Below are 11865 nucleotides of genomic sequence, written 5' to 3'. Positions count from 1 at the left end.
TTTACATGTATAAAATTAATATCTAAAAACTTTAAACTCGTTCGCTTCCATTTGTTATCAATTGAAAATCAGCTTGGGTATAAATAGAACTATTTATATAGTCATTCGTGTACTCATTAATTGCAACTATGGGCGGTTTTGTTGAATTATATGCGGTTAATAAATTTAAAAAATATTTAAAAATCAATGTGCTTAGAGCTATGTGCTGCTAAGTTTAGGAAAAATGATGGTGCGCCCTGCGGGACTCGAACCCACGTCGGTCGCTTAGGAGGCAACTGCTCTATCCAGTTAAGCTAAGGGCGCAATGCGCAGCTAATTTAGCGCAAATACCGGTAAAAAAAAAGTTATTGTCGAAACAATAACTTTTTAAAATGAGTTAAATGAATTTTGCGCTTAAGATTTCTTCGCATTTAGGCTTTTGAATAGGCCAAACATCAGCACAATCCAGACTGGAATCATCAGTACAGATTCTTTAAAACCTTGGGTCCACATAATATAAAGGACTGTTGCAATAAAGATCAGTACCACATAATTGCTGACAGGAGCCCAGAGTGCCGGGAACTTGGTTTGAATCGCAGCGTTTTTGACAGCCTGTTTGAATTTCAAATGCGTCAGACTGATCATGGCCCAGTTAAGAACCAATGCACCCACGACCACGTACATCAAGTGACCTAAAGCGTCTTCTGGAACAAAGTAGTTTAAAAGCACACAACCGAAAATAAGCAGGGCCGAGAATAAAACAGCAGGAATAGGTACACCTTGTTTATTCACTTTCAGGAACGCTCTTGGTGCATTGCCTTGCTGTGCCAGACCATACAGCATACGGCTATTGGCATACATACCGCTGTTATAAACAGACAGTGCCGCAGTCAAGATAATGAAGTTCAGTAAGTGCGCTGCCCAGCCAATACCGAGTTGACTGAAAATCATCACAAATGGGCTTTTATCCAGACCACCGAGGTCTAGCTGGTTCCAAGGCACTAAGGATAAAAGAATCGTAAGTGAACCCACATAGAAAATTAGGATACGAAAAACGACCTGGTTAATGGCTTTAGGAATGGTTTTTTCCGGGTCTTTGGCTTCCGCAGCCGCCATACCAATCAGTTCAATACCGCCAAAGGCGAACATGAGGAAAGCCAGCATATAGAACAGGCCTTCAAAACCATTCGGGAAGAAACCGCCATGTGCCCAGAGATTGCTAAATGAAGAGGTCGAACCTGCATCTGCGGTCAGCAATAAATACAAACCGAAAACAATCATGGAAATCACGGCAGTCACTTTAACAATGGAAAGCCAGAATTCGGATTCGCCATAAAACTTCACATTGCCGAGATTGACCAGAGTAATGACAATGAAAAAGAACAGTACCGAAGCCCATGCAGGAATATGCGGCCACCAGTAATTGATATATTTGGCGACTGCAGTCAGCTCTGTCATGGCCACTAGAATGTATAAGATCCAGTAATTCCAGCCCGCCAGGAAGCCCGGGAATTTGCCCCAATATTTAAAGGCAAAATGGCTAAATGATCCTGCTACAGGCTCATGTACAATCATTTCACCCAGTTGGCGCATGATTAAAAAGGCGATTAAACCACCAATGGCATAACCCAGAATAATGGAAGGGCCAGCAGATTGGATGACCTGTGCGGAACCTAAGAATAAGCCTGTCCCAATTGCACCGCCCATGGCGATCAGTTGGATATGACGGTTCTTTAAGCCACGCTGAAGTTTGGAAGACTCGTTGTTCAAAGTATTCAGCCCGACAATGTGTAAGGAAAGGATTGTAATGGATTGTAATAGATTGAAATGTATAAGCCTAGTACAGGGCCAGGAGGGAGGTTGTTAAAAAATAATCACAAAAAACATATTTTATATATTTTAATTTCGAATCAAGGAATTAATTTTATTTTTTATTACATAAAATAAAATGATGTTAATGATAAAAAAAAGTTTGATATCCGTTTTTTATACTTAAGTCAAGAAAGCATCTATTTCATCAAAAAATCGCTATGATACTTTTTAGCATTTTGCTGACGATGTACAACAATGATAAATGAAAGGATAAAAGAGAAATGAGTTTTGCTCCACAAATCAAGATTCCAGCAACCTATATGCGTGGCGGTACCAGTAAAGGTGTGTTTTTCAAACTGGATGACTTGCCGCAAGCTGCACAGCAGGCTGGAAAAGTGCGTGATCAGTTATTGCTGCGAGTAATTGGAAGTCCTGATCCATACGGCAAGCAGATTGATGGCATGGGTGGAGCAACTTCAAGTACCAGTAAAACCGTGATTTTGGCTAAAAGTACCCAGCCAGATCATGATGTCGATTATTTATTTGGACAGGTTTCGATTGATCAGCCTTTTGTGGACTGGAGCGGCAACTGCGGTAACTTGACGGCTGCAGTCGGCTCATTTGCCATTTCCAACGGCTTGGTAAATGCAGAACGTATTCCTGAAAATGGCATTTGTACCGTTCGTATCTGGCAAGCCAATATTCAAAAAACCATTATTGCCCATGTGCCGATCACCAACGGACAGGTACAGGAAACCGGTGATTTTGAACTGGATGGGGTGACTTTCCCGGCAGCTGAAGTTGCAATTGAATTTCTGGACCCGGCTGATGATGGTGAAGAGGGCGGAGCCATGTTCCCGACGGGGAATGTCGTGGATACCCTGGAAGTGCCGGAAATCGGAACTTTCCAGGCGACCTTTATTAATGCCGGTATTCCGACCATCTTCTTGAATGCTGAAGATATTGGCTATGAGGGCACTGAATTACAGGATGCCATTAATGGCGATGCCCAAGCTCTGGCACGTTTTGAAACCATCCGCGCTTATGGCGCCAAACAGATGGGACTGATTCAGGACATTTCCGAAGCGGAAAAGCGCCAACATACCCCGAAAATTGCCTTTGTATCGAAACCTAAAGCCTACACATCTTCAAGCGGTAAAGACATTCAAACCACTGATGTCGATTTGCTGGTTCGCGCCTTGTCGATGGGCAAACTGCATCATGCCATGATGGGCACGGCTGCGGTGGCGATCGGTACGGCTGCTGCGATTCCTGGAACGCTGGTCAATCTGGCAGCAGGTGGCGGAGTACGTGAAGCGGTACGCTTCGGGCATCCATCTGGTACTTTAAGAGTCGGTGCACAAGCTGTTCAGGAAAATGGACAATGGGTAGTCAAAAAAGCGGTCATGAGCCGCAGTGCACGGGTACTGATGGAAGGTTGGGTTCGAATTCCGGAAGATAGCTTGAAATAGCAAACAAGATAGAGAATCTTGCGAGAAAGCAGTATCATGCTGCTTGTCATTGATCAATAAGTTAGCCTGGTTCAAGCTTAAACGATGATGACGGTTCAATTCTCATGTAGATGAGGAATCACAAGTTCTCTGTCGAAGGTGACAAGAGCGTTGTATATTAGATCGGAGCATTTTTAATTTTCCCGATCTATTCCCAAAGCAAAGTATTCGAGGCGAATGTGTCATCTTTAACTGACGTGCAAGCAAATGCATTAACTCAAGCACAGCAACGTATTCAACAAGATTTATTAACGGCATTAGACGCATTTTCCATACCGGAGCCGCTTAAAGGGGCTGTGTATCATGCGGTCATGCTGGGCGGAAAACGGGTACGTCCTGCACTTTGTTATGCCACCGCTGCTTTAAAACCGAATGCAAATTTTGCTGCCGTACGCCGTGCTGCAGTCGCCATTGAAATGATTCACTGTTATTCACTGGCCCACGATGATTTACCCTGTATGGATAATGATTCCTTGCGTCGTGGTCAACCGACCTGTCATGTTGCTTTTGGGGAAGATACGGCATTACTGGCAGGGGATATCTTGCAGTCGATGGCCTTTGAAATCTTGGGTAGCCGTCTGTTTGACCAGGGCCCGGCAGTTGCTCCGGCCATTGTTTTAAAACAGATGCAAATTCTGGCGACTGCCAGCTCGAAAATGGTCTGTGGTCAGGTGCTGGATTTACAGGCTGAAGGCAAGCAGGTGAATCAGGATGCGTTGGAAACTATTCACCGTAATAAAACCGGCGCCCTGATTTCTGCAGCCGTGATGATGGCAGCCGTGACTGTATTTGAAGGTACAGATCCTGCCATTCCTAAACTGCGTGAATATGCACAAGCGATTGGACTGGCGTTTCAGGTGCAGGATGACATTCTGGATATTATTTCCGATACGGCAGTACTGGGGAAAACTGTGGGCAAGGATGAGCAAGTGGATAAATCTACTTATCCTGCACTCATGGGGCTGGAAAAAGCTCAAGCCTATGCCAAGGAGCTGCATGATCAAGCCTTTAATGCTTTGGAGATGTTTGCTGAAGATGCAGCTGAATTGAACCAGATTTCAGAATTTTTATTGGCGCGTAAAAGTTAAAAATAATGTAAATTCATCAAAATTGAATCAAAAAAAGAGGACTTAAAGTCCTCTTTTTTTTACGCGCTTAGACTGTAAAAATTATTTAGATGCTTTATACAGGCGGTCACCTTCATCGAAACGGGTGGTCACTTCAGCAGAAGGGGCTTTACCCAGCAGGCTGACCACGACAATGGCAATGATTGAAGCAATGAAGCCCGGAATAATTTCATAAACACCGGTATCGCCCAACAGGTTTTTCCACAGAATGACCACCACTGCTCCGACCAGCATACCGGCAAGTGCGCCATTTAAAGTCATACGACGCCAGAACAAGGACAGAATAATCAATGGACCAAAAGCCGCACCAAAGCCCGCCCAGGCATAAGCGACTAAACCAAGCACCTTGGATTCAGGGTTTCCAGCCATCCAGATAGCAAGCAGGGCAATCAGTAACACCATGAGACGGCCAATCCAGACCAGTTCGGTTTGCGATGCGTTTTTACGCAGGAAGGATTTGTAAAAATCTTCGGTTAGCGTACTTGAGCAGACCAGTAACTGGCAGCTCAGGGTACTCATCACCGCGGCCAAAATGGCTGCAAGCACAATGCCTGCTACCCAAGGATTGAACAGGATTTTGGTCAATTCCATAAATACGGTTTCAGGATTGGCTGTCACCGCACCTGCAAGTTCCGGATGCTGCTGGAAGTAGGCAATCCCAAAGAAGCCTGCTGCCACCGCACCACCTAGACATAACGTCATCCAGGTCATACCGATACGGCGTGCATTGGGAATGGATTTCACCGAATCTGCTGCCATAAAACGCACCAGAATATGCGGTTGACCAAAATAACCCAAGCCCCAGGCAAGCAGGGACATAATCGCCACAAAGCTCAAATCCCCCATGACATTCATGGCTTGTGGACGTGCTGCCTCAAGTGCCAAGGTCATTTGAGACAGGTCCGAGAAACTCAAAATGGTCACAATAGGGGTCAGTAACAAGGCAAAAATCATCAATGTCGCCTGAATGGTATCGGTCCAGCTGACCGCGAGGAAGCCTCCAATAAAAACATAACTGATGGTGGCAATCGCACTGATCCAAAGCGCCATGCTATAGGACAGGCCAAACATGTTTTCAAACAGGCGTGCACCGGCCACCATGCCTGAAGCACAGTAAATAGCAAAGAAAATCAAAATGATGAAAGCTGATGCCACACGCAGGATTTTCTTCTGGTCGTTAAAACGGTTGGAAAAATAGTCCGGCAAGGTCAGGGCATTGTGCTGTACTTCGGTGTGTAAACGTAAACGTCCGGCAACCAGCAGCCAGTTAAGCCATGCACCAATAATCAGACCAATGGCAATCCACATTTCAGATAAACCTGAAAGATAAATTGCGCCCGGAAGGCCCATCAGCAGCCAGCCACTCATGTCTGAAGCACCGGCAGAGAGCGCCGTCACGAAACTACCTAAACGACGACCTCCCAAAATGTAATCAGAGAAATTGGCTGTCGCGCGATAAGCCAGAAGGCCAATCGCGACCATGGCGACAATATAAAAAAGAAAGGTGATTAAGGTCGGATTCAGGGAGCTCATACGGTATCCATTTACACGGTGGACAGTAGATCGAAACACAGGCTTTTAAAGAACAAGCACAAATAATTTCAAAAAAATAACGCGAAATTTAACCATAGATTAAAAAAAATTGCAGATTTTTTCGTGGCGGAAATAAAAATAGACAGCCTTTGCTGTCTATTTTTCAAGTTAAAAGAATAGGTTACTGATTGCGTCCCATCACTCCACGGATGGTATGCAGGATGTCGGCAGGCAACACCACAGTTTTGGCATTATTGGACTTCGACATGTCCTGCATGGCTTTGACATACTGTTCACCGAGCAAATAAGCGACCGGAATTTCTTTATCGCCGACCGCTGAAGTGACCATCTCAATGGCTTTCTGTGAGGCTTCAGCCAGGACAACTTGCGCTTCTGCATCACGGCGTGAAGCTTCCAGGCGGCCATCGGCTTCTAAAATGGCTGCCTGTTTTTCACCATCTGCCTTGGTCACGGTAGCGCGGCGCTGACGCTCGGCAGCCGCTTGGGCTTCCATAGCCGCCTGCATGGTCGATGAAGGCTGAATATCCTGAATTTCCACGGTTTTCAGGGTAATGCCCCAATCTGAAATATCATCGGAAATGGCGGCTTTCAGTTTGGCTTTAATGTGATCACGTGAAGACAATGCATCATCCAGATCCATTTCACCGACAATAGAACGCAGTGAGGTTTGTACCAGGTTCTGAATGGCCCAGGTATAGTTTTCAATACCGTAAACCGCTTTTTCCGGGGTGGTGATATTAATGTAGGCCACTGCATTCATCAGCAGTACCGCATTGTCACGGGTAATCACTTCCTGCGAAGGAATATCCAGCACAATATCTTTGGTGGTGACTTTATAAGCCACTTCATCAATATAGGGAATCACAAAGCTCAGGCCGGGAGCCAGAGTGGTATGGTATTTACCCAGACGTTGCACAATCCACTTATAACCCTGCGGGACAATGCGCACCCCTTTAAAAATGGTCACACCGGCAAAAACCAGCAGCGCCAAAACAATAATTGTTCCACCAGACATGTTATTTCCTCAGTTTATATATTTTCGTTATTGGGATTATGGGGTTTAACCACCAGATCATTGCCCGAAATTTCGACCACGCGAACCCTGTCTCCAACGTGTACCGGCGCTAAAGTACGGCAATTCCATTCATCTGAACCCAACACAGGCATTGGAAAACGTACCGTAATCAGGTCATGTTGCAAATGGATTTGAATCACCATGCCGACCTGACCAATCGTGGCTTCACGGGATAATCCGGCTTTGGTTTTATCAATGGAAAGCGGTTTGATAAACTTGAACCACAACAAGGTGCATAGCACAGACAGGATAATCCAGGTGACAATCTGGGTGGTGAAACCCATCATCGGAAACATCCAGTATAAAACCCCGACCATAATGGCACCGATACCAAACCATAAGGCAGCAAAAGCGGGCAGGGCCAATTCGGAGAGCATGAGTAAAATACCCAATACAAACCAGTGCCAAGGTTCCAGAACAAATTCCATACATCTACTCGTGTATTGTAAAAATTGATATAGACGACTAACTGTCTATATCAATTTAGCAGATGAATAAGTCTTTGAATATTAAAAAAGCATAATTTTTAAATTCTGGATTTTGGCGCAGGTTTAAACGCCGCGGGTGACTTTTTAAAATCGCTAATCGCCTTATCAATCGAGATAATTTTCAGCTGGGCCGCTTTTTCACCTTCCAGAATGGATTCGTGACTGGCTTTTAAATCCAGCGTGCCTAAATGTCCCACTTTAGGCTGAATGATTACATGGGCCTGATTCAGTTCTTCATTAATGCTTTGCTGACCCATAATATTGATGGTCTGGTCCAGCAGACCCCACATGTTCATCGGTTTATTGCCGGCCGGACGTGCCGAAATATCCACGGCAATGACAATATCGGCCCCCATGGCCTTTGCGGTTTTCACCGGAATCGGACTGACCAGCCCCCCATCGACATACTGTTTCCCGCCAATGGTGGCGGGAACAAACACATTCGGGATACTGCAGGAAGCACGCACGGCCTGACCGGCATTGCCTTTAATAAATTCAGCTTTAGTGCCGGTGTCCAGACGGGTTGCAACAGCGGCAAAGCGAATCGGAAATTGTTCAATCGGTTTATTGGCAATGTGCTTGTTCACGTAATTCTGCAATTTCTGACCCTGCACAACACCTTGGCTGTTGAAGGTTAAATCACGGATATCCGATTCTTTTAACGTCAGTGCAATTTGCTGTAGTTGATAGGGTGTTTTACCACTGGCATAAATGCTGCCAACAAAACTGCCTGCACTGGTCCCGGTCACGATTTTCGGTTTAATGCCATGCGACTCTAAAACTTTCAGCACTCCGATATGGGCAAATCCTTTGGCGCCACCCCCACCGAGTGCAATGGCAACCACAGGTTCACGGGCCTTGATGGTTGTGGTTTGCGGTGGGGTTTTGGTGGTTTTATCACAGCCAACCAGGCTCAGCCCAAGTAAGCCAATACAGGAATAGTGTGCAAGTTTCATAATTGAAATTGAACATCAAATAGACAAGGTTGCACACATCACAGCAAATAATTTTATGTTTGGCTAGTTGTTTTTTAAACGATTTTGTAAAGGCTTGGCTAACCAGCCCGGATTTTTGGGAGAAAATTTTCCGGTATAGTGATCCAGAATTCGTTCTACATCCTGTTCATAATTTCCTGTAGGCTGAAACACGCCCAGGCAGTGTATCGCCTTGTTTTTATAATCCAGTGAAAACATCACAATCGGGATATGCGCACCCACGGCAATGCGGTAAAAACCACTTCTAAACGATTCAGCCTGTTTGCGCGTTCCTTCCGGTGCCATACCGACCCAGATCTGCTGTTGCGTATTGATGAAGTCGATAATTTGCTGAGTCGTGCCTTGCTGGATACTGCGATTGACCGGAATCACCCCAATCCATTCCAGTAAGGGTTTCAGCGGGGTGTTAAATAAGGTGTGTTTGCCAAAAACCGTGATCTTGATACCCAGCCCAAGCAGTGCGGCAAAACCATGCCAGGCATCAATATTCGAGGTATGCGGAGAAATAATGGCGACTGCTTTCGGCAGGTTGGGAAAATCACCTTCAAAACTCCAGCCTTGAGCCAGAAATAATTTTTTGAAAATATTTCGGCTTAAGTGACCACTACGGGCAGGCACTTGATCGGGCAAGGTCGGAAAGTGTTGAGTCATGGTGCTGTATGGAATTTCCCGGCAAATCTATAGACTTTTAAATATGTTAAGCTTTTGTAAAATAAGATTCATTGGCAAAATGTAAAGCATCATTCAGCTTGCCTGATCAAAATAGTCAATCCGGTTTTTGACCCTAAGGGCACACTATGCCGAGTACACGTAACATCTATCTCTTGTTGTTCTCTTTATATTGGGCCCAAGGTTTACCCGTCGGTTTTATGACCCATGCTTTACCGGTGATTTTACGTGCCCAAGAGGTATCGCTGGCACATATTGGCGGTTTTGGCTTATTGATGTTGCCCTGGTCGATTAAAATTTTCTGGGCGCCCTGGGTTGACCGTTTTGGCCATTCAGCATTTGGGCATTACCGTAGCTGGATTATTCCGACCCAGTTGTTGAGTGTGCTGGTACTGGCTGGCTTGTCTTTCCTCCCGATTCAGGCTTTAAACCAGCCTGAGTATTTACTGGTCTTTTTTATTGCCTTACTGAGCATGAATCTGGTCGGTGCCACCCAGGATATTGCCACCGATGGCCTGGCGGTCAATTTGCTGAACAGTCAGCAGCAACATTGGGGCAATACCTTTCAGGTCATTGGCTCCCGACTGGGCTTTATTGTCGGTGGAGGGACCATTCTATGGGCACTGGACTGGCTGGACTGGCAAAGCACATTTTTAATCTTGGCGGGATTGGTGCTGCTGAATACTTTACCCATTTTATGGCTGAAAGAACCGCAACAATTAAAGCATACGCCGTCCCGAGTTAAAGCAGAAACGTTTCACTGGCAAAAAATAAAGGATTATCTGGCTTATTTTTATCAAGAGCAAAGTCTTGCTGCATGGCTTGCAGTCCTGATTACCTTTAAAATTGCCGATGGTTTAGCCGGGCCTTTGCTGAAACCTTTAATGGTCGATTTAGGACTGACATTTTCCCAGATTGGCCTTTATGTGACCATGCTGGGTGCTGTGGCTGCGCTCATCGGTGCAGGGCTGGCAGGGTTCAGCCTGAAGTATGTTTCCCGTGAACATGCCTTAGTCTGGTTTTCTATTTTGAAAATTTTCAGTCTGGCTGCCTATGCCTGGCTAGCCGTTCAATATGAGGCACAAGGTCCTATTGAAACCTGGCTGATCTATCTGATTAATGCCGCTGAAGACATGATTTCCGCCATGCTGTTGGTGGTGATGCTGACTTTGGTGATGCAATACAGCCGCAAACATTTGGCAGGAACAGATTTCACTTTCCAGGTGGCGTTGATGGCCACCGTGAGCGGGGGGCTGTATAGCCTAAGCGGGATTTTTGCCGATCGTTTAGGCTATGGAAATTATCTCATCATTATTACTTTGATTGCGGTTTTATGTTTGTGGGCAATTTTCCGATGGATAAAATATTTTAAACAATGTAATAAAAACTTAACAAATCAATAATTTGACTATTTGATAAGGCTAAATTATTAAAAATTATATATAAATATAAAATTAATGATTTTGTAACATAAATGCTTTGTGTATTATTTGTTACAAAATAAACCAATGGACTATTGAAATGAAAACCAAATTAGCAGCAGCGATTGCATTAAGCTTACTGGCAGCACCAACTTTTGCAGCGCCAACTCTTTATGGGGAAATTGATGCAAGTATTGATTACTTGCCAGAAGACAATGCCAATACTTCGGATAAAGATGTAGTAGAAGTCAGTTCTAACAGCTCTTTCATTGGTTTAAAAGGTGAAGAAAAACTGTCTGAACGTTTAAATGCAGTTTATGCGATTGAGTGGGCATTTAACGCAGATGGCGAAGGTACGGACTGGTCGCAACGTAACCGTTTTGTTGGTTTAAAAGATGCTCAGCTCGGTACTTTAAAAGTGGGTGCACATGATACTCCGCTTAAACAGCTTTCAAGCCCAGTTGATACTTTCAATAACTATGTAGCAAACAAAGCCGATGTTACAGGGATTATGACTGGTGAAGCCCGTATATCGAATGCCGTCATTTATGAATCTCCGGCAATTGCCTTGCCTACAGGTGCCATTAAAGTAAATGCATTATTGGCTTCTGGCGAAGCTTCAGGCATTGCGAAGGGTAACGGTGCTTCTAAAACTGCCGGACGTGGTTTAGGCGATGCATGGTCTGCATCTGTGGTATATGACAACCCGGTGGTTGTGGCGGGTATTGCTTATGATAAAGCGATTCCGAGTAATTTTGGCGGCCGTGGTATTGTGAACGCAGCGACACCTGAGGTTACTGCAGCAGCAGCCGGAAGTGCATTTGCAGCAGCAAATACGCTTCGTGCTATTGGTCGTGTAAATATTGATGGTGGTTTGGCATTAAAAGCACTTTATCAAACTTCTGAAGTAGAAGATGCAGCCGGCAATGAGCCAGCCGCAGCAGATATTGATGATTCACAAGGCTGGTTGTTGGGTGCAGAATATAATCTGCCGACAGCTAAGGCTTGGACGGTAAAGGCGCAATATAGCCAAAATACAACCAGTTTTAAATCAACAAAATCAGATTTTGATGCGCAACAGATTTTTGTCGGTGCCGACTATGCATTTAACAAACAGGTGAAAGCTTATGGTTATGCAGGTTACCTGACTCTTGAACAAGGTGATCTTGAAACTAAACAACCTGTAGTGGGTACAGGATTGGAATATAAATTCTAATCTGTCAGTTGTTGTATT

Annotated in this window: 10 protein-coding genes and 1 tRNA gene; 4 read left to right on the top strand and 7 right to left on the bottom strand. The window is 44.8% G+C overall.

Annotated features, from left to right (window positions below):
• Positions 1-227: 227 nt before the first annotated feature.
• Both H4I94_RS11050 and H4I94_RS11045 read right to left on the bottom strand, forming a co-directional pair.
• Positions 228-303, bottom strand: a tRNA-Arg gene (locus H4I94_RS11050).
• 90 nt (positions 304-393) lie between these two features.
• Positions 394-1749 (bottom strand): amino acid permease, encoded by a 1356-nt coding sequence (locus H4I94_RS11045; RefSeq protein ID WP_092819782.1) that lies wholly within the window; start codon positions 1747-1749, stop codon positions 394-396.
• A gap of 323 nt (positions 1750-2072) precedes the next feature.
• Here H4I94_RS11045 and prpF point away from each other — a divergent pair, with 323 nt between their 5' ends.
• Entirely contained in the window at positions 2073-3263 is a 1191-nt protein-coding gene (gene prpF / locus H4I94_RS11040; protein WP_131274122.1) for a 2-methylaconitate cis-trans isomerase PrpF, read from the top strand.
• A gap of 218 nt (positions 3264-3481) precedes the next feature.
• Positions 3482-4390 carry a polyprenyl synthetase family protein gene (locus H4I94_RS11035; protein WP_261183139.1) on the top strand — a complete coding sequence of 303 codons (909 nt, stop codon included), beginning with the start codon at positions 3482-3484 and terminating at the stop codon, positions 4388-4390.
• A gap of 81 nt (positions 4391-4471) precedes the next feature.
• On the opposite strand, the gene putP is transcribed toward H4I94_RS11035, so the two are convergent.
• The 5 genes from putP to H4I94_RS11010 form a co-directional block, all read right to left on the bottom strand.
• Complete coding sequence (putP, locus tag H4I94_RS11030; RefSeq protein ID WP_261183138.1) at positions 4472-5962, bottom strand: sodium/proline symporter PutP; 1491 nt, start codon at positions 5960-5962, stop codon at positions 4472-4474.
• A 181-nt stretch (positions 5963-6143) separates the two neighbouring features.
• The gene (locus H4I94_RS11025; RefSeq protein ID WP_092819778.1) at positions 6144-6998 is read right to left on the bottom strand and encodes an SPFH domain-containing protein; all 855 of its coding nucleotides are present in this window, start codon (positions 6996-6998) and stop codon (positions 6144-6146) included.
• 14 nt (positions 6999-7012) lie between these two features.
• Complete coding sequence (locus H4I94_RS11020) at positions 7013-7486, bottom strand: NfeD family protein (RefSeq protein ID WP_092819777.1); 474 nt, start codon at positions 7484-7486, stop codon at positions 7013-7015.
• Positions 7487-7584: 98 nt separating this feature from the next.
• Positions 7585-8502 carry a patatin-like phospholipase family protein gene (locus tag H4I94_RS11015; RefSeq protein ID WP_261183136.1) on the bottom strand — a complete coding sequence of 306 codons (918 nt, stop codon included), beginning with the start codon at positions 8500-8502 and terminating at the stop codon, positions 7585-7587.
• 63 nt (positions 8503-8565) lie between these two features.
• Positions 8566-9192 (bottom strand): 1-acyl-sn-glycerol-3-phosphate acyltransferase, encoded by a 627-nt coding sequence (locus H4I94_RS11010; protein ID WP_261183135.1) that lies wholly within the window; start codon positions 9190-9192, stop codon positions 8566-8568.
• Between the two features lie 146 nt (positions 9193-9338).
• Between H4I94_RS11010 and H4I94_RS11005 the strand changes: the two genes are divergently transcribed.
• The gene (locus tag H4I94_RS11005) at positions 9339-10613 is read left to right on the top strand and encodes an MFS transporter (protein WP_261183134.1); all 1275 of its coding nucleotides are present in this window, start codon (positions 9339-9341) and stop codon (positions 10611-10613) included.
• Between the two features lie 118 nt (positions 10614-10731).
• Positions 10732-11847 (top strand): porin, encoded by a 1116-nt coding sequence (locus tag H4I94_RS11000; protein WP_261183133.1) that lies wholly within the window; start codon positions 10732-10734, stop codon positions 11845-11847.
• Positions 11848-11865: the final 18 nt, after the last annotated feature.

The sequence above is a fragment of the Acinetobacter sp. T_3_1 genome, assembly GCF_025377055.1.
In the GTDB taxonomy this organism is placed as follows: domain Bacteria; phylum Pseudomonadota; class Gammaproteobacteria; order Pseudomonadales; family Moraxellaceae; genus Acinetobacter; species Acinetobacter kookii.
This window is presented reverse-complemented; position numbering and strand designations above follow the sequence as displayed.

What these genes read in the sequence shown, in the direction of transcription:
- prpF (WP_131274122.1), top strand. Translation starts at nt 2,073, where the DNA reads ATGAGTTTTGCTCCACAAATCAAGATTCCAGCAACCTATATGCGTGGC.
- putP (WP_261183138.1), bottom strand. Translation starts at nt 5,962, where the DNA reads ATGAGCTCCCTGAATCCGACCTTAATCACCTTTCTTTTTTATATTGTC.
- H4I94_RS11025 (WP_092819778.1), bottom strand. Translation starts at nt 6,998, where the DNA reads ATGTCTGGTGGAACAATTATTGTTTTGGCGCTGCTGGTTTTTGCCGGT.
- H4I94_RS11020 (WP_092819777.1), bottom strand. Translation starts at nt 7,486, where the DNA reads ATGGAATTTGTTCTGGAACCTTGGCACTGGTTTGTATTGGGTATTTTA.
- H4I94_RS11015 (WP_261183136.1), bottom strand. Translation starts at nt 8,502, where the DNA reads ATGAAACTTGCACACTATTCCTGTATTGGCTTACTTGGGCTGAGCCTG.
- H4I94_RS11010 (WP_261183135.1), bottom strand. Translation starts at nt 9,192, where the DNA reads ATGACTCAACACTTTCCGACCTTGCCCGATCAAGTGCCTGCCCGTAGT.
- H4I94_RS11005 (WP_261183134.1), top strand. Translation starts at nt 9,339, where the DNA reads ATGCCGAGTACACGTAACATCTATCTCTTGTTGTTCTCTTTATATTGG.
- H4I94_RS11000 (WP_261183133.1), top strand. Translation starts at nt 10,732, where the DNA reads ATGAAAACCAAATTAGCAGCAGCGATTGCATTAAGCTTACTGGCAGCA.